At 59.2% G+C, this 17,592-nt stretch carries 19 protein-coding genes and 2 pseudogenes; 9 read left to right on the top strand and 12 right to left on the bottom strand.

Annotated features, from left to right (window positions below; all coding sequences use genetic code 11):
* Nucleotides 1-138 precede the first annotated feature (138 nt).
* Both C9427_RS30525 and C9427_RS30530 read left to right on the top strand, forming a co-directional pair.
* Nucleotides 139-606: a Ros/MucR family transcriptional regulator gene (locus C9427_RS30525; RefSeq protein WP_107652742.1), complete on the top strand. Its 468-nt coding sequence runs from the start codon at nt 139-141 to the stop codon at nt 604-606.
* Nucleotides 607-640: 34 nt separating this feature from the next.
* Nucleotides 641-931: a hypothetical protein gene (locus C9427_RS30530; RefSeq protein ID WP_107652743.1), complete on the top strand. Its 291-nt coding sequence runs from the start codon at nt 641-643 to the stop codon at nt 929-931.
* Here C9427_RS30530 and C9427_RS30535 read toward each other — a convergent pair.
* Nucleotides 928-1,248, bottom strand: coding sequence for a hypothetical protein (locus tag C9427_RS30535; protein WP_146172617.1), 321 nt, complete (start codon nt 1,246-1,248; stop codon nt 928-930). The two genes, C9427_RS30530 and C9427_RS30535, sit on opposite strands and share 4 nt — an antisense overlap.
* Nucleotides 1,249-1,350: 102 nt before the next feature.
* Between C9427_RS30535 and C9427_RS33935 the strand changes: the two genes are divergently transcribed.
* The 3 genes and pseudogenes from C9427_RS33935 (at nt 1,351) to C9427_RS30550 (ending at nt 2,716) form a co-directional block, all read left to right on the top strand.
* A complete protein-coding gene (locus tag C9427_RS33935) occupies nt 1,351-1,944 on the top strand; it encodes a hypothetical protein (RefSeq protein WP_146172618.1) in 594 nt (197 codons plus the stop codon).
* 387 nt (nt 1,945-2,331) lie between these two features.
* A pseudogene (locus C9427_RS35000) lies at nt 2,332-2,508 on the top strand (SOS response-associated peptidase); the annotation flags it as partial.
* Between the two features lie 4 nt (nt 2,509-2,512).
* Complete coding sequence (locus C9427_RS30550) at nt 2,513-2,716, top strand: hypothetical protein (protein WP_245437234.1); 204 nt, start codon at nt 2,513-2,515, stop codon at nt 2,714-2,716.
* Here C9427_RS30550 and C9427_RS30555 read toward each other — a convergent pair.
* A complete protein-coding gene (locus C9427_RS30555; RefSeq protein WP_107652802.1) occupies nt 2,687-3,526 on the bottom strand; it encodes an ATP-dependent DNA ligase in 840 nt (279 codons plus the stop codon). The genes C9427_RS30550 and C9427_RS30555 overlap by 30 nt on opposite strands.
* A gap of 498 nt (nt 3,527-4,024) precedes the next feature.
* Between C9427_RS30555 and C9427_RS30560 the strand changes: the two genes are divergently transcribed.
* Nucleotides 4,025-5,785 (top strand): competence protein CoiA family protein, encoded by a 1,761-nt coding sequence (locus C9427_RS30560; RefSeq protein ID WP_107652746.1) that lies wholly within the window; start codon nt 4,025-4,027, stop codon nt 5,783-5,785.
* A gap of 367 nt (nt 5,786-6,152) precedes the next feature.
* Here C9427_RS30560 and C9427_RS30565 read toward each other — a convergent pair whose 3' ends face one another.
* Nucleotides 6,153-6,497, bottom strand: coding sequence for a hypothetical protein (locus tag C9427_RS30565; protein ID WP_107652747.1), 345 nt, complete (start codon nt 6,495-6,497; stop codon nt 6,153-6,155).
* Nucleotides 6,498-6,576: 79 nt separating this feature from the next.
* The gene (locus C9427_RS30570) at nt 6,577-7,161 is read right to left on the bottom strand and encodes a hypothetical protein (RefSeq protein ID WP_107652748.1); all 585 of its coding nucleotides are present in this window, start codon (nt 7,159-7,161) and stop codon (nt 6,577-6,579) included.
* An 87-nt stretch (nt 7,162-7,248) separates the two neighbouring features.
* On the opposite strand from C9427_RS30570, the gene C9427_RS30575 reads away from it, so the two are divergent.
* The 3 genes and pseudogenes from C9427_RS30575 (at nt 7,249) to C9427_RS35460 (ending at nt 9,618) form a co-directional block, all read left to right on the top strand.
* The gene (locus tag C9427_RS30575) at nt 7,249-8,250 is read left to right on the top strand and encodes a hypothetical protein (protein ID WP_146172619.1); all 1,002 of its coding nucleotides are present in this window, start codon (nt 7,249-7,251) and stop codon (nt 8,248-8,250) included.
* Nucleotides 8,251-8,275: 25 nt separating this feature from the next.
* Nucleotides 8,276-8,818, top strand: coding sequence for a HEPN domain-containing protein (locus C9427_RS30580; protein ID WP_245437227.1), 543 nt, complete (start codon nt 8,276-8,278; stop codon nt 8,816-8,818).
* A gap of 530 nt (nt 8,819-9,348) precedes the next feature.
* Nucleotides 9,349-9,618, top strand: a pseudogene (locus C9427_RS35460) (hypothetical protein).
* A 112-nt stretch (nt 9,619-9,730) separates the two neighbouring features.
* Here C9427_RS35460 and C9427_RS30590 read toward each other — a convergent pair.
* The 8 genes from C9427_RS30590 to C9427_RS30625 are packed head-to-tail and all read right to left on the bottom strand — an operon-like array spanning nt 9,731 to nt 17,588.
* Nucleotides 9,731-11,866, bottom strand: coding sequence for a type IV secretory system conjugative DNA transfer family protein (locus C9427_RS30590; protein WP_107652750.1), 2,136 nt, complete (start codon nt 11,864-11,866; stop codon nt 9,731-9,733).
* Nucleotides 11,863-12,879, bottom strand: a complete 1,017-nt coding sequence (gene virB11 / locus C9427_RS30595) for a P-type DNA transfer ATPase VirB11 (protein ID WP_107652751.1) — start codon at nt 12,877-12,879, stop codon at nt 11,863-11,865. The genes C9427_RS30590 and virB11 overlap by 4 nt, the downstream gene beginning before the upstream one ends.
* On the bottom strand, nt 12,860-14,086 hold the full coding sequence (virB10, locus tag C9427_RS30600) for a type IV secretion system protein VirB10 (protein ID WP_107652752.1): 1,227 nt from the start codon (nt 14,084-14,086) through the stop codon (nt 12,860-12,862). The genes virB11 and virB10 overlap by 20 nt, the downstream gene beginning before the upstream one ends.
* A complete protein-coding gene (locus C9427_RS30605) occupies nt 14,086-14,895 on the bottom strand; it encodes a TrbG/VirB9 family P-type conjugative transfer protein (protein WP_107652753.1) in 810 nt (269 codons plus the stop codon). The genes virB10 and C9427_RS30605 overlap by 1 nt, the downstream gene beginning before the upstream one ends.
* The gene (locus C9427_RS30610) at nt 14,892-15,584 is read right to left on the bottom strand and encodes a VirB8 family type IV secretion system protein (protein WP_107652754.1); all 693 of its coding nucleotides are present in this window, start codon (nt 15,582-15,584) and stop codon (nt 14,892-14,894) included. The genes C9427_RS30605 and C9427_RS30610 overlap by 4 nt, the downstream gene beginning before the upstream one ends.
* Before the next feature lie 38 nt (nt 15,585-15,622).
* A complete protein-coding gene (locus tag C9427_RS30615) occupies nt 15,623-16,654 on the bottom strand; it encodes a TrbL/VirB6 family protein (RefSeq protein ID WP_107652755.1) in 1,032 nt (343 codons plus the stop codon).
* A 15-nt stretch (nt 16,655-16,669) separates the two neighbouring features.
* Nucleotides 16,670-16,894, bottom strand: a complete 225-nt coding sequence (locus C9427_RS35005) for a hypothetical protein (protein WP_107652756.1) — start codon at nt 16,892-16,894, stop codon at nt 16,670-16,672.
* Nucleotides 16,884-17,588, bottom strand: coding sequence for a type IV secretion system protein (locus tag C9427_RS30625; protein WP_107652757.1), 705 nt, complete (start codon nt 17,586-17,588; stop codon nt 16,884-16,886). The genes C9427_RS35005 and C9427_RS30625 overlap by 11 nt, the downstream gene beginning before the upstream one ends.
* Between the last annotated feature and the right edge of the window lie 4 nt (nt 17,589-17,592).

Here is a 17,592-nt window from a genome sequence, read left to right on the forward strand (position 1 = left end):
AGGTGCGGAAGTTTTCAAGGCTCTGCCTTAAACCGCAGCGGCCGGCCGATGCTCCCGAGTATTCCGTTCTGTGGACCTGCTTCTTGCGCGATCCGACTTTCCGCCATACGAAAGCGGAATAGCAATAGGAGTTGATGAATGACCGAAGAGAACAATCGCCAGAACGCGGAATTGATGGAATTGACCGCGGATATTGTCGCGGCGTTTGTCCAAAATAACGCAGTACCCGTAGCAGGCCTGCCCGACCTTATTTCTTCGGTGAATTCCGCTCTCGTTAGCCTAGTCAAGCCAGCTGTAGTTGAGCAGCCAACACAGACCCCGGCGGTCAATCCGAAAAAATCCGTGTTTCCCGACCATATCATTTCCTTGGAAGATGGGCGCAAGTTCAAGTCGATGAAACGGCACTTGGGCTTGCTTGGCATGACGCCTGACGAGTATCGGGCCAAGTGGGGATTGGCGCGGGACTACCCTATGGTGGCACCAAGCTACGCTGCACAACGGTCAGAGCTGGCGAAGTCTATCGGACTTGGTCGCAAGGCGAGCGCAAAAATGCCCACCAAGAAGGCGCCAGCCAAGAAGGCACCAGCCAAGCGGGTGAAGGCCTAAGAAGACCCTGCCTCAGGCAAGCGGGCTCGATGCGATGACGCGTCAATCTATTGCCGTAGAGCTTGAAAGCGCGGCCGATCGCATCGGGGACGTGTCACGTGCGGATCTGCAGATTATATTGCGTCGAGCTGCATTGATGCTCAGAAACACGACAGGCGTGCCGCTGGAACCGGCAACTGAGGATGCGCTCAACTCGATTGCTGCCGAAATGAAAGTCGGCAGATCATACCTAATTCAAGTCATCTTGCGCGAGTGGCTCGAAACCAACGCCTATCTGCCGGTGCGCGAAATAGACGAGGACAGCGAAACGGACGGGAGCGCTTAGCTTTCGTCTCTCCAGATAACTCGCCGTTCCCATCTGATTTCGACCAAGCGTCGGAAACGGATCGCCACCAATTCCTGACCGACGGGATGGAACAGTTCCGCGCTCATTGATTCTTTGCGACCGCATTTTTCGCAGCGGACCTTTGCCCGCACCCGCTCAATGGTGACATTGCCAATGACTTCCCGAAGCTCTAGCGGCTTATAGAAGCGCTTGATGTTGCAGTGGCCGCAGGAAACACGGGCCACCTGCCCGGCGTTGTGAGCATGCATCAACGTCCATGGGGCACCTCGTGGCCATTTTTCTGGTTGTTCAGGCATGCACCTGTCAATGAGGAACATATTCCTCCGTCGTCAAGGCCTCCCTTGACATTTTTGTTCCCATTTTGTTCGCTGTTGGCCGGATAGCAACAGGAGGCACAGATGGATCTGCTTTTGCGCATCAAGGATGCTTCACCTGAGGAGATTTCGCGTGGGGTCGCCGCCGCTGAAGGCGTATTGAGCTGGAATCACCGCTCGCCAGGCAGCGGCCAGCGTGTTCGCAATCGAGGGCTGGGATATCCGCGGCTTCCCGGAGGACGACGCGCCCTCGGATGCAGCGCACATGGCGGCTCAAATCTGGTCGGACGCCGAAGACGCCGCCGTAGAGGCGTGCTGCGCTGGTTGGACGGACGACAAGAAGCCCGTGACGTCGGTGATGGAACTGCTGGAGGACCCAGAGACGCAACTCGCCGACAGGGAGACGCGCTGGCAAAGCTTCGCCTGCTTACCGACGCGGCAGATGGCAACGGTGAATTTCTGGATTCCGATGTCGGCACTCTGGCTTGGAGGGTTGCCGCCGATCTCGAAGACAACAATGGCGTGGAGCGGGATCTGGTCGGCGACGTGACCATAGCCTTTACCGCCCTCATCCTTTCCAGGTTTCATCCCAAGGAGCCGATTGAGCCGAAGCGGAAGACCGGTCACGATGCCATCGACGCGCTTGAGAAGGCGACCGATGAGCCGACACCACGCTGACACCTATGCGCAGCCGAGGTCCCTCGCCTGCCAGAATCGACCGGGAATGGCCTTATCAGGTGGCTTTGCCCGATGACCTGTGCACAGGACATAGCTTCGCGTTGATCCGCACCTTTTGCCAGGAGCGGGGGCTGAGCCCACTGGTGAGACAGGTGCAGGCGATATGGCCGGACCAGAAGTATGAAAACTGGCGCCTCTACTGCTTCGCCGACCAGGCGTCCGCGCAAGCGTTCCTTGACCACTTCGCAGGCGTGATGTTCGATCCAAGGCGCGAACCGGGAAAACGGCAAGGCACGTGGTGTCTGGCGCCGGTCGGGCGAGTACAAGAGAATTCTCGATCTCGGGCCGCTGAGCGTCCCCGAGATCCTGCGCACCTGAGGCAACGGCATGTGCAATCTCTACAACATTACCACCAGCCAGGAGGCCATTCGCCAGTGGGCTCGCGCCTTGCGGGACATCATCGGCAATCTTGAACCGTCAATCGATATCTATCCCAACCAATTTGCCCCGGTTGTCCGAAATGCGGCCGACGGCGCACGCGAGCTGGCCAGTCGAGTGCCAGGAAGCAATGGAGCCGGGGTTCCAGGCCATTGTCGACCGCATGTTGGAAGCCGGGTGGACGCGCGGAGAGATCATGCGCTCGCTTCGGCGCCTGATCGCGGCCGACAACATGGCGCAAAAAGAGAACGCCAAGCTCGCGGTCTGCGTTCATGCGAGCGATGATGCGCGCCGCTCGACCGTCCTAATCCTCATCGCGGAAATCCTGCAGTGATGCGTGGCGCAACTTGTCCTCGCCCCGCAGGTGCTTGACGTGGCCCTTCAGGCCCGGCTTGACCCATGTTGTCGCCTGCCGCTTCACCCCCTTAGGTGCCGGCCCGGCGTGCTCCTGAACGCGCTTCCACAGCCGTTCCCGCATCTCACGGTTCAGCGTGATGAAAGCGGAGCCGACATATTTGCGGGTGCCTGGCTCTCCCATGAGGGCGAAGGCGGGCTTGCCCCTCTCCCGCTCGACGCCGAGCAATTCGAGGTCGCTCACGGTATAGCTTTTGGTCTTCAGCCATGCCGTCGTGCTGCCGCTGCGATATTTGCTGCCAAGTCGCTTCGACACTATGCCCTCAAGCCCCGCCTGGTCGACCAGATAGAAGATCGCATTGGCGTCGCCGCCCGGCATCGTCTCGCTGAACTGGATGCGGCTGTCGGGCTGGATCAGATCGAGCAGAATCTCGCGCCGCTCCTCGACGCCGAGGTCGCGCAGATCGTGCCCGTTGAGGTGCAGCAGATCGAAGGCGACGAAGTAGAGGTCATGCTGTCGTCGCGTGATTGCTCGCCGAAGCCCGGCGAAATCCGGGAGGCCGGCCTCGTTGGTGACGATCGTTTCACCATCGACGATCGCCGTCTCGACATCGAGCGCCTTCGCGGCTTCGACGAGGTCGCGATATTTTTCAGACCAGTCGAGGCCCCGCCTGGTGTAGATGCGAACATCCGGGCCGTTGATGACGATCTGCGAGCGATAGCCGTCGAGCTTGACCTCGTGAATCCAGTCATCCCCCTCGGGAGGCTTCGCAACCAGGGTCGGCAACATCGGTGGAATGAACGCCAGCCGGCCGGTGCCGGCACGCACTTGTTTAGGCACGTGATCGAGTCTAGGCCCGCATGATCTGGCGGCTAGGGGAACGGAACATGATCATTTTATTAAATTAGCAAGCACTGATGTATGGAAGGGCCTATATTCACCTCAGCCGGTAAAACTACCCCCCGCAAGCCGGTTAGGCTCGGCGCCAGTTCCCCTCGATGCGACGCCGGCCCGCTGTTCTAAATTGGCGGCGCCTCGGAAGCCGCTGGTCAGGTTCAGCGGAAACGCGCGAATTGGCCACCAGCAGAATATTAGCAACTTCTTGGTGATGGTCAGGCCGGCTCCAGAATCTCTGCATGGCCGCCGCAAGAGGGTTTGGCGGTGCCACTTCTGTTACCGATCCGCCAAGCGTGATCGCAGCCCGCCACGTGGGCTATTGTGACCGACAAACGAGCGCCCCTGCTGAAGGACTAGCGGCCGTCATATGCTGGCGGCTATTGTCCGCCAATGTCGATTAATCAGGGCCACGATGACGCCGAGATCCGCCGGCAGTTCGGCAGCGATAGCGCGCGCCTCGTCTATGGTCGGGATCCCGAAAACGGCAAGCTCTTCCACATCTCGATGGCGAGCCGCGGGCTTGCCTGCGGCCTAATCTGCCCGCACTGCAAGGCGGCGCTCGTCGCAAACCTCAAGGATGATCTGAAGGCGGCGCACTTCGCTCACCACGGCCCTGCTTGCGGCGGCGGCCCAGAGACCGCGCTTCATCTTCTTTGCAAGGAGATTATCCAATCCGAGTTGCGACTCACCATCCCTCGCCAGTTCGCCGCGCATGCCGGGTATGAAGTCCTGATTGCCGAAGAGCACGAGATCATCGTCGATCGTGCGACGCTGGAATTCCGCGACCATGTCGAGGTGATTCCGGACCTCCATCTCCAGGTCGGAGATCTGGGTCTCTTCGTCGAGATCGCCGTGACCCACCCCTGCGGAGAGGAAAAGATTTCCCGTTTGAAGAGGCTGGGAACGGCGGCCATCGAGATCGACATGTCCTCAGTCCCCCGCAACGCGCCACCCGAAGCCGTGCGACAGGCCGTCCTTTCGGCCGCGCCGCGGACCTGGCTGTTCAATGCGAGGATCGAACGCACAGTGGAGGAAATGCGTCTCCGCGAAAGACAGGACGCCGACGCTGCGGCAAAACGATTGGCTTCCATCGCGAGGCGCAAGATCGAGATGTATGATCGAACCCGCCGGAGCGCCGGCGAACAGAAACTCCGCATCAAGGATCTTGCCGCGCTACGCGCCCTCGGCGTGCGCGAGCATCTCTCACTCGAGTTCGGAGGAACAGGCTGCTTTACGGTCCGGTCCGAGACCTGGCGGTCGGTCGTCCTTGCGACGATCCTGCGGCCAAGGCTGTATCATCATCGCTTCCTTGCCACGGACCATATTGTGTCCCGCCTTGTCGAGGACGGGTATGTCCACAGCGACTTTGTCAAGCTTACGAAAGACCTCGCCGATGCGATGCGCCATCTCGACCCGGAGTTCCTCACACCCTGGGAGGCCATCCACCGGTTCCTTCAGGCCCTGACCAACGCCGGCCTGACCGAACAGCAACACCTCTCCTTCGCGCTGAATACCAGGCTGGCAGATCGATGGCGCGAGTGGGAAGGAACCCACCAGAAGAAAACTGAGCGTCGGAACAGCATTTCTAGCGTTGTCTCCCACATACTGGACCGGATTCCAACAGAAGATCGCGCGTCGATGACGGTCGAATCCTGGTGGCAGATGACCGAGACGGGGAGCGGAAGGCCGCCCGAGCAGACGTTCGACACTGACACATCAATCGACAACGACTTGGCGAAGATCCTTAATGTCTTGCTTCTGCGAAGCAGCGAAGCACCACGTAATCTGCACGGCCTGCCTGCGGCTCGCGCCATCGAGGAAGCGATCTCCCGGAAAACCGAGGCCGAGGCGAAGGCCAATGCCAAACGCTCGGCCGAAGAGGCAGACGGTCGCCGGCAATCGATGATCAGGCGCGCGGAACAGACCCTGGATGGGACGGGTCTTGCCGATTTCCTCCGCACGCCGCTTGCCGATCAGGGTGGAATCCTTCCGCTCGACCTCGCCGAGGGAAACGCTACCGGCCTTGGGCTGGCTGAAGAGGCCCTGAGCAAGTTCGCACAATCGCGGCATGCGGAACACGTCGCGACGGTATGGCGGTCAAAGTTGGATAGTGAAGCCAGCTCTTCGGAGATCGCGCCGCGCGTATCGTGAGGCAATCAGTAGATGGCAAACTCGACGGGCGCCCTCCGCTGATCTACTGCCGGGACGAACGCACCTTTCGTGTGGCACTTGGAGTGCTGCACTGGATTGCACAAACTGTGTAACGGGATGGGCCGTCTGCCACTCGTCCGGTTACAGCCGATGGCCAAGCAGACGTTCGTGCAACGGGATCGCCGCCATCGGCAAACGCCCCCGCACCCCCTTGGTTCGCAGCCATGTACGATGGAGCCCAATCTAGAAATCTTTGTTCACCTCTGCTGCCCAGCAGTAGCGACATTCGATCCTTTCATAGGGAAGGCCCGCCCATCGAGGCGGCTTTATTATCAACATGCGCCGAAACGATTCGATTTAAAGAAGCTTACGCAAGTAAGCTCGCGGCGGCGCCACGGTAGCTAACGCAGACCTGTTCGGCCATCGGTAGCGAAAACCACGCGGTAAGTTCGGCAACGAGAACGTCCTCGTCACCGTTTACCGGCGCGGAGCCAAGTTCTCCGTTCTTGTCCATCATGATTGCTACGGTGCCGTTTGCGCTATAGCCGATAGCTGCCATCCTCTGAATGCGGGAGTCGGCCTCGACGCGAATATCGAACAAAACAGAGCCACCAGTTTTTTCCGCGACGTCACCCACTCGATCGGAAAACGGCCGATTCATTCGGGCTAGGGACTGCTCGAACAAAACCAGTTCAACATACTCCGCATTCATCGCGTGAGAGTGCGCGCATGCTGCGCAGGACCAATAGGCCATGCACGGCTTATCCACACAAAACAATCGAGCCTGGGGATCAGAGCAGCGTAGGTCCCGGGGCAGATCTGGACGGGCGCCGACCAACGGCATTGCAGAGGTCGGGCGTAATCCGCGCGTCCACCGCCCAGTCGGCTAGGCGCGTGTAGCTGGCTCGCGCCGCTCCCGTCATCGGGATGGAGCGCTTGTTGCCAAGCTCCTTCAGGAGCCCAAAATAGGCAGCGTACGTCCCTTGAATCGGGCGCAGCGGAACCGTGACCCAAGCTGGGATGGCAGCGAAGTGCTCGGCGAGCAGATGAACCTGGCGGAGCGCCCGGGCAGTTATGTCGTTGATGGTCGCGCCCTGCTCCTTCATTCGCCTGTTGACGGCATCGGGCACGAGGAGGCAGTTGTAGGACTCGTTCAGCCCCCCAACGTCGCGTTCCTCGTTTCGGGCTTTCACGCCGATGAAATAGCGGATGCCGTCCTTCTCGGCGAGGAGGTCTGCAAACGGCTGGTTGTGCACGTCGTCGTTCAGATTGCGAACGCCCTGAAACCCGTTCCGGACGAGAGCCTCCGCAGCCAGGACCTCACCCAGGATGCCAAGTTTCGACGTGCGGCGAACCCGTGCAATGATATCTTCCATTCCGTACCCCTCGAGAGGCCGCTACATTAGCTTTCCTGAAACGAGGAAGTCGTACTCTGCTCTTTGCCCCAGCGGAAGGAGGCTTCCTTGGAAAACCATATCGATCGACGGGTCATTCTTTGTCCTGAGTCCGAGTACAAGAACCTCTACGAGTGGTCACTCCAAGAGGTCGGCGCAAATGGCAATAAAATTGACCGCGATCAAATACCTTGGGAATGGACACTCTATTTCAAGGCAACCGAACTGACTCTGCATGACACGTTGACCGTCGGGTCGCTCCTCCCAGGTGCGTCCCAGGACGAGATCAACACTGTGACCGCGAAGCAGAGCATATCCGCGAAACTGCATCCTTTCGGCACGGCGTGGCCTCCCTCCTACTCGATGTTCGGAACCGACCGGACAATTACTGACTTTAGTCTTTCGATAATTCCATCCGCCGTCGACGACGAGCAGGAACAATGCGTGCTTGGGGCGGTCGTAAGCTACACCTCGGAGGTTGATTTCCGCGAAGAAACCACGTCCGACTGCATTGGCTTCTACCTGTTCGTGCGCCCAGATAGATTTGCACGGTATGCGGAGATGGTCGCCACCTCTGCCGTCGAGGATGTGTCACTCTTTGTGGGCCGGGTGCCCGGCTTCTATTCCGATTGGTCGCCATCGACCTCCACAAACCAGATCAAGATACTGGCCGACAAAAACGTCCAGAAGATCGAGATTCCACCCGATTGCGAGATCGATCCTCCGCGCCTCGGTCGAGCGCAATACGCACAGCTCAACATTCGCCATGCGGCCGAACTTTCGAAGGCGGCACCGAAGGCGTCAGAGGGGGCGGTCGGCGAAATACACGACAAGCAGAGCGCTGAGGAGCAGGCCGACCGTGGCCACGCCGCGGCTGCGGAAGACACGGAGGAGTGGACTGATAGCGATGCAAGTCCGGAAGACTTGGCTGCCCCGATTGTCCAGGCTCAACCCGATCACCGGCCGCCAGCCGCTGACCCTCAAACGGTTGGCCTCCTGTCCTCCATACGGATTGCAGCATGGGTCATTGTCGGCCTCTTGCTGTTGATACTGATCAACTTGCGGCTATAGCTCTTAGGAAAATGGGACGCGCTGGATGGTGATCGAAGAACGCAAATACCCCGGTGAGCTGGCATCCCCGCAGCAGGTTCACGAGCTGGCGGAAGAATACCGCAAGGCGGCAAACCACCTCCTTCCGCTCGGCCGACCCGGCAAGCCGCTTACCAGAGCGCCGTTCAGATTGGCGGCGATCCATGCGATCGAACTCTACCTCACCGCGCTTTTGCTCCACCGTGGGCACAATCCCAATCAGATCCGGAAACTGCAGCACGACCTGTCGAGACGCACGGAGCACGCCCTGGAGGCGGGCCTGCGCCTTCGCGCGAAGACGGCCAGGCATCTCCAGTCGCTAAGCCAGAACCGGGAATATCTCGTCACCCGTTACGGCCCGGAACTGGCGGCGACCGCCTCGCAGATAAACCGCCTCACCGCCACCCTTGAAGAGGTGGCGGCAAAGGTCACGGCATTGATCGCGCTGCCCGCCAGGTCGCAGCAGGCCGACCCAGCTGCCGCCGGCGAGATTCAAGGCCGGGATTCAGCGGCCTCCTTGTCTGCTGCGACAGCTAATCCAATGACATGATGCACCAGGAACACGTCGACGAGGTACGCAGCCTCGTCCCGTGAAATCGGCAACATGTCTGCGGTGATTTCATTGTCGATATAATCCTCGGCATCCCAAAGGGTGCGAGTTAGCTCTTCGTTGGCTGGCTCAATCCGTTCAATAACCCTTTCGAACGCGGCGTTCGCGGTCCAATAAGCACAGCTCGGTCGGTCCCGGTGACTGGCAGGGACGCAATGACGGCATGGGAATCCATGACGAATGTTTCCTTTTTGGAATGGCGGTCTCTTGCCTCAGCATTTTCGGTCGCCATGCCGACGCTGGTTCTTGAAGGGTGGCTCGTCGAAGCGCCAGGCGCCACCTTGTGCTCACATGCGCAGCCGCAGGATACGCGAGAATTCGGCAGGTGCAATCGAGGTTCCTGGCGAGAATTTTGCTGCTGGATGCGGTTCACAACCTGTGCAATCACACAGGTTGTCAGTGCGCGCGGTGATTGCATAGTATGGCAAAGGCCCGTGACGAAAGATCTCAAAATGGCAGACAAGCGTCTCATGAAGGCAAGCGACATCCCTGCCTTCGTGGACAGAGTGATCAAGTCGGGCTGCGACATCTGTGCCATCGGCCATTTCAACTATTGCCTAGACTAGGGCGACATCGAGGAAATGGTGGCGGCGGGGGATGAACTCCAACGCATAGGCGAAGAATTTGGCGATCGCGATTTTCTGCTAACTGAGATCGTCGCCTACTTGCGAACCATCGGGCGGTACATTGACCCCGGCTCGTCGGCCTCGCATTGTTCGGAGAACGGGACGACGCGGTAGGCGCTTCCCCACCTTTACGCCCTATCGGCTTATGGCCGACTTCACAGCATTCTGTTCTGAGCGCACACTTCACTTGTGAAATTGACAGCAGCGCATCGCATTTGGTGGCTCTTTACGCTTGGGCTTCGGCCCCCTCCAGGCCGAGTTCGACGGGGTCGGCGACCGTCGCTGCAAAAATATCGAGATAATTTCGCCGTTTCGTGGGCGCTGCTTGGCCGAGCTTTTCGACTTTCTGAGAAACCGTCTCCTTGAGACGTTCGGCGCTAGGTTTCAGGCTTTCTTCGACGACCTTAATCCGCGCGTCGATAGTCGCTACGTCCGCTGTCACCTCCGCTTCGTTTCCAGATCTGCCACTCGACGCCGCTTTAGCGCGTTTCGGTTTCAGCAGGCTAACTTTGCGATTCACGGTGCGAGCTGCGGACTCCTTTGTTGCCGGCGCCGGTTTCACGGCCGCAGCGATAGTTGGCATCGCCTCAGCGCCATTAACTGGTGATGACTTTCTCTTTTCGAAACCAGCCATCCCGGTAGTCGGAGCACCGACATCTTCGGCGGGCTGGTCTGCCCGGTTGTCGGTCAAAGCCGGAACCGGCTGTACCGGAAGATATTCGATCGGCGGCACGTCCGGAGTGTGCGCCTGAGAAAAGGCTTCGGCGGACTTGAATGGCTGTGTCTCGAAAAATCGCAGCTTGTCGCCGAAGATCGGGCGCTGGCCTTCAACAAGCAGTATCATCTTTCTCTCCGGCATCTGCCGGACTTCCTGAGGCATCATCAGGTCACGCTCGCGAATCTGTTCGACCTTCGTGCGCCTTGGCAGGCCGAAGAGCTCGATCGTGCGCGATTCCGACTGGTAGCGGATGGTCCGCTTGCCGAGCGCACGGGATGCATAGTCGGCGGTCGCCTGATCATTCGCGCCTAGAATGAGCTGATACCCACAATTGCCGAGCAGCGAATGCCGGGAGGTTTCGCCGTAAATCTCGTCGAGATTCTTCAAGTCCTGGATGATGATGGCGAGCTTGATGTTATACCCTGCCACATAGGGCAGCTTGGTCATGATTTCGTCCATCTTCTTCAACTGCCGAAATTCGTCGAGCAGGAAGTAGACCGGCAGTGAATTCGGATCGTGCTCGAGGGTAAGAATGTCCATTGTCTGTTGCACGAACAGCGTCAGGAACGGCTTGAGCAGCGTGATATCCGTGATGTTGGGCGCGAGGTAGACGGAGATCGGCCGACGCTTCATCGCACGGAGATCCATGTCGGTGACGTTCGTCGCGGCAACGACACGCTCGTTCTTGAATGGCCGCATCGCCTTCTGAATATCGAGCAAGGCTGAAGCGGCCGCGCGCTCGGAAAGGGCCAGATAGGCGTTGAAGCTTTCCAACGTGAATTTGGACAGGTACGGCTCTTTTGCCTTGATGAATTTCATCAAGGCCTGCAGGTCGACGCCGCTGTTGAAGAACGAGTTGACCTCCCCGAGATTGCGCCGGCCGTTGTAAAACGGACTTTCCAGCACATAGCTGATAGCGCCTGCCATGACCTGTTGAGCGGTCGCCTGCCACACCGAGTTTTCGGATTCGGTGTTTTCGGGAACGAGAATGCTCGCCGTGTTCTGGATATCGGTCGTGCGATTTCCGCGTTCCTGGCGAATGAAGTCGAGAGGGTTGTAGCGGTTGGTTCGCTCCGCGCCTGGCGCGAAAAGGAAGACCTGGCTGCCGTTGCGCCGGCGATAGCCGGCCGTCGCCTTGAAAATCTCTCCCTTGAGGTCGGTAACAATCATCGACCCTTCATGCATCAGAGCATTGGGGATGACATAGCCGGCGCCTTTACCCGATCTTGTCGGCCCGATGATCAGATGGTGACGATCATCCTTGGTGCGCAGGATTTTGCGGCCGACGCGACCGAAGACATGGCCGGCTTTGCGAAACCACTTGCCGCGGCGGAGAGAAGCGATGTCCTGAAATGCCGCGTCACCGAGTGGGCTGCCTTGCGGCCGAAGGCCGAGCAATGCAGCCAGGCCGCCGGCAAGTAGGGCAGGGACGAGCGCCCCGATCGCGACCATCTGCAATGTGGTGTTGCTCTTGTAGAGCCAGAATTGTTGCAATGGGGCGAATGGATTGGTGGTGATCGTCGCTTCGAGAATGCGGCCGTCACGGAAAAAAATCTGGAGGCCAAGGCCATAGCCGAGAATCCAGACTGCAAAGACGATTCCGGTGCAGAAGAGCAGGTAAAAGGCCTTATAGCCCTGGCTCATGATTCATCCCGGGCAAAGAAGATTTCCGACACGCCGCGCTTGCCGCCGTCGCGGCGGAGCTGGATGACGATCGGGATGACCATCTGAATGTAGGACATCAGATCGGCCTTGGAATAACCTGACGACATGCCAGCCTGCTGCATCATCATGGCAAGTTGCTCGTAGGCACCCATCGGCGTATCGGCATGGACAGTAGACATGCTGCCGGGGTGGCCGGTGTTGATCGCGCGCAGGAACGCGAAGGCTTCGGCGCCGCGGATTTCGCCGACAAACAGGCGGTCGGGGCGCATGCGAAGCGATGCTTCGAGCAGGCTTTGAATCGTCACGTCAGCCGTGCCCTGATCGCCCTTTGAGGCGAGGAGGTGCACCTTGTTAGCCTGGGGCGGTAACAGTTCGCGTGTGTCTTCAAGCGTCAGAATGCGCTCATTGGCATCGATGCTTTTCAAGCACGCGTTGAGAAACGTCGTTTTGCCGGAGGAAGTGCCGCCGCTGATCAGGATCGATACCCGTTTCGTGATGGCCGTATGGATGAAGTCATAGATACGGCCGCCGCGCAGATGGGCAATCAAGTCGCGATCGATGTCACTTAGGCCGCCGACGGCGACCGATACTCTGTCTAGCGAGCCGCTGTCGCGATACTCCTCGAGCGTGAAGTTGTTGACCACCTGCTTGCGGATCGAGATTGAGCCGCCTTCGGGAGCGGCCGGCGGCAGGACGACCTGAATGCGTTCGCCTGTCGGCAGCGCCGCGCTGAGAATGGGCTTGGAGTGGCTAATAAACTGACTTGTCGCGCCGGCGACGCGCTCACCGATGTTCTGAATTTCGGCGGCCGTCAGCTCATGAATCTCGTGGTGCTCCATATGATCGGAGCCGAGACGTTCGACATAGACATGGCCGGGCTTGTTGATCGAAATTTCGACAACGCGCGGGTCTTCCAGGAATGGTTTCAGCGGAACCAGCGCGCGATCGAGAAAGTGATAAGGGTTGGGGGCTCTACCTACGGCGACGTTCACGTTGAATTTCCTTCATCGCTTCGGTGACGGGATCGTCGTACATGGCGCTGAAATCGAGATCCTGTCGGACATAAACAAAGATGCGCTCGCCTTGACCAACGCTGATGGTCGGGGGGATGCGGAGATTTTCGCTCAAAGCCTGGTTGGCCATGTCGCTGAAGGTTTGAGCGATCGTGTCGCGCGCCAGCTCCTCGCCGCGTTTGGCATCGTCGTTGTTTTTGCCGGACGCTTGGTCGCTTCCGAAGCCGGTCAGGTAGCTGGCGCCGGCGCCGACGATGGAAAGGACGATGGCCGACCCGAAACGTTCGCGCCATTTGTTGTCGACATGACCGGTGAGACCGGAACGGCCGAGACTGTCGCTTCCGATCGAGTTCAGCCGGACACTCACGCCATCATCACGGATAAGCCGCGTCCAGATGACGAAGATACGTTTTTGTCCCCTGGTCACATCGGACTGATACTCACCGATCAGTCGCGTTCCCGTCGGGATGAGGATACGCCGGCCATCGAACGAATAAACATCCTGAGACGTGATCGCCCGAATCTGCCCCGGTAAGTCGCTGTTGATCGCCGTTTCGAGGATGCCGGGAATGAGAGTGCCTTCCGGGATCAAGGCATCAATGCGCTTGAGTTGGGTGGCTTTCGCACCACGGTCGGCCAGGCTCGATGTAGCAGCAAGGTACTTGCTGTTGCGGTCTTCGCCAGCGACCGTAGGGCCGCTGCCACTGGCGCCGCCGAGCCCGCCGGCGCCGTCCTCAGCCTTGGCCTGGTCAAGCGAGATCAGCCCTGATTTGTAGCGTTGCGGAAATTCTTCCGGTGGCGGTTCGTCCGCCGGGGGTGGCGCGACGGCCGGCTCAGCAACCGGGGGAGGCGGCGGTGGTACGTTGAATCCCGTCGTATCGACCTTGGGTTCAACCGGTTCGGGCGGTGGCGGAATATTGATGATCGCCGGGTCGGGTTGCGGCTTCGGCTTATCCTGCTCGCGCACGAATGACGGGGGACGGAATGTCGTGGTCCGAAACTCCTCGTCGCCTTGGGTGATGTCATGAGAGGTTTCCTTGGCGGGCGAGAGGACGAAATAGGCGGCGACGACGCCACCGATTAGCAGCGCAGCACCGCCGAGCAGCTGATTGCGTTTGGCATTCTTGTTGGCGATGGCCGTATCGTCGCCGGCAAGCATGGCCTCTAGTTCTGGAGATTGCTTCATCAGTTGCCGCTCCTCGAGCGCTTCTTAGCCTGGCGGTCGGGAGCCGGGCCGAGGATGTCGGGGTCTGGGGTCCCGAAGTCGGGCTTTCGAAGGTTGAAAATGCACGTCCACTGATCGCCGTCGCGCAGCGTGTATTGAGTGGCGACGCCATCGACGACGAGATAGTCGCCCTCTTTGCGGAAATTGCGCAGCGTCTCGGAAAAATCCGATTGAACGGCAAAGATCGCCGGCACGCGGCCGTTGAATTTGAAGAAGGTCTTCTTGCCGTCATCGAAGACCATCGACGGTTTCAGGGCCGCGTCGCCTGAGAACGAGTAGTCAATGTTGACGTTGGCCTTGTCGATGTTCGAGACGTTGGGGTTTGCCGCTCTATATTCCGCCTCCTTGCGCAAGGCGGCGTTCAGATCCTTCTCTGGATAGACGAAGCGCACGCCAAAGACCTTGTGGCCTGCCTCTGGCGCATAGTCGTGCAGCTCGATGAAATAAATTCGTTTCGTCGTCACCACGTTCATATTGGTGGTGACGTTCTTGGCGACTGGTTTGACGAACAGGATGTTGCCCTTCTCGGAAGGCGCTACCTGCCAGCTTTCCGTATCGCCGAGCGAGATCGTTTCGAATTTCTCGTCTTCGTCGAAAATGATCATGGTCGAAATGCCATAGGTGGCATTGACCGTGACCACGTTGTTCGGCTGATAGACGACACTGGTAACGCGCCCGTCGAGGTTGCCCGGACGAGGCGTTTGCGCACCATGGGCGTGAGTCAGGATGGCGACGGAAAACGCCGCCGAAAATAGCAGGCGCTTCATCATCCCTCGTCCCCCGACGTAACCGTTTCCTGGTCGCGGCGGTAGTTGTAGACTTGGAATCCGAGGGGGTTTTCAAACCGCCATTCATTCGTTTCCGGCGTCTCCGTATACCGGTAGCGCACAACCGAAATGTAGTGCCGGACGATCGACTCCGTGTCGGACTTTTCCGTTGTCGAGAACCTGACCAGCGCCGTGCTGGCATTCGAGAACGTCACGGACTTGACGTCGACCAGCACGCGCTTGTTTTTGCCGTAGACTTTGGTCGGATTGTTCGGGTTGGCTGCGCTGTACTGCTCTGCCAACTCGCGTGCCGCATCCCCGGTCGACAGCAGAGCGGCGATGCCGAAGGTTTCTTCGATGGCGAACGGATCATACCCCTCGCGGTGGCGGATATAGCGCACCACATTGGCTTGCGTGATGGCTTGCGTCTCTGTCAGGGTCAACGGCTTGGTCAGGCCTGTCTTGACCTCGATATAGCCGGTGTTCTTGTCGACCTCGACGATATATGGCTCGAAGCTTTTCAGCGGGACCAAGAGAACGAGTGCTGCGAGCGCCAGCAGCGTGATCGCGCCGAAAAGCAGCGCCACGAACCATGCAAGCGACCGGGAGCGCTTCGCCTTCTTGACGATCTCGTTTTCCCATCGATCGCCGTCCTGAAAATAGCTCCTCAGCGCACCTTCGTTGTCTGCCATATTGATCCAGCCCTTACTTTGCCTGCCAGCGAGCCGCCTCAGCGAGGCATGCTGTTGTTGGAGATTCTGTCCTGCATGGCAGTGCGCTCATTGGCCGTGCGAATGTTGGCAATCATGCCGGAATGGATACGATCGCGTGCGCGCATCCCGGCATTGCCGACCACCCCTGCCGCACCGCGCGTAACGTCGAGAGCCTTCGTTGGAGCCGTCATGCCGGAGTATTGCGCGACAGCTCTGGCGACGTTGCCGATGCCCGCTGAGACGCCGCCGACAATGCTTTGCGCCAACACCTGGATATGGAAAAGAACGAACGCCCCTGCGCAACACAGCAGCAGGAAAGCCGACACGTCGCTGAGCTGCAGCCGGCGTTGGTTCGCTGCATTCGTCACCTTGGTTAGTTCGGGGTCCATGGCGGCGATGAGGAAGGCGGCAACCACATAGATGAACAGCGGTATCAGCGCGTAGAGAAGAACCTGTTGGAACCACGACACGCCGAGGCGTCGCGTCTGCTCGAACAGCATGCAGGCTATGAAGATCGGGGCCGTTCCGATCAGCACCCACATCATCACCTTCGCCAGCAACAGGATCGCCAGCGCGACGGCGATAAACACTGCCACGCTAAGCATGATGAGAAAGCCGATCATCGACGGCAGAATGGCGAAGTAGCCCGACTGTTCCGCAAACGCCGCCGCCGCTTCATTGGCGGTCTTCCAGATCATCGACAGACCGTTAGTCGGTTCGGTTATGCCGGTTCCCGTGGCCGTCAGGATCGCCCGCCCGACATCCTCTGGCGTGTTGTTCAGCCAGCTGTAAAACAGCGTATCGAAATTGCTCCATTCTTTGACGATCAGTAAAATGACCACCATCCGGGCAACACGGCCGATCACTTCGGCAACGCTGATCCTGGACGTTCCCATGAAGAGTTGCAGGCCGTAATAGGCGACATAGGCCAGGAACAGGACATTGAGCAGCGGCGTGATTTCGCTGCCGACAATCCCATATGCCCTTTCCGAGAAGGTTCTGCCTGTGTCTTCAATCCGGTCGAGGAGGTCGCCTAAGAAATCTTCCATTGCCGCCGATCGTCCTTACTGAGCTGCCATCGCCTCTATCGCGGCCATGGCCGTGGCCGGGTCGCCGTTGACGTACGACATCGGGCCGCATTCTTGGCGAGGATCGGCAGCGTAGGACGTCAGATTTGCGGGTCGCTTGCAGGGGGCCGTTTTCTCTTTGACCGTGCCGCAGCCGGCGACGCCGGTCGCGATCACGACGAGGAACAAGGCCCTGACTATGTGAGCGGGCTTAGTTGCCACCGTAGGTCAACGCCTTCTTCGAGTTGGAAATGTCGGTGAGGCGGCGCTGGTTGTCGGCCTGCAGGGAGCCGACAGCACCGTTCATCACGCCGATCAGCTCGTTGATGGTGAGGCCGGCCTGGACCTGCAACTGGGTGTTCTGATCGATCGACCCCTTGATGTCCTGAGCCTGGCCGATGCTCTGTCCGGCTTGCTCAAGGGCGCTCCGGCGTGTCGTCACGGCCTGCTGCGATCCGGTCACGAGGGCCGAAACGCCAAGGACCGTGTTCATCAGCTCTTCATAGGACTTGTCGCTGGAAAAGCCGCTGTTCGACTTGCCAGAGAGACTTTTCACAAGCTGCAGGCCATTGATGAAGGTGGTCGCGATCTTGCTGACGTCGCCACCCATGCCGCCGAAGTTTGGCACACCGCCTGACATGATGCTGTCGAAGGACGGCATGGAGGACACGCTGAAACCGTTGCCAACAGCCAGATTCTGCATCTGGTTGGCATCACTGCCGCGATCGCCGGTGACGGCCTTCAACGTGTCTTCGACAGTCGACAGGATGTCTTTGTTCGTGTTCAGGATCTTGTCGGTGGTCATGGCCGTTTCCTTGGCCACCTTGAGATTGGCGCCGTCGATGACCGGCACGCCTGATGCCCATGCCGCGGAAGCAAAGAGAGCCGAGCACGCAGTGAGAATAGAGCGCTTCATGGAA

This window comes from Mesorhizobium helmanticense (genome assembly GCF_003034915.1).
In the GTDB taxonomy this organism is placed as follows: domain Bacteria; phylum Pseudomonadota; class Alphaproteobacteria; order Rhizobiales; family Rhizobiaceae; genus Mesorhizobium; species Mesorhizobium helmanticense.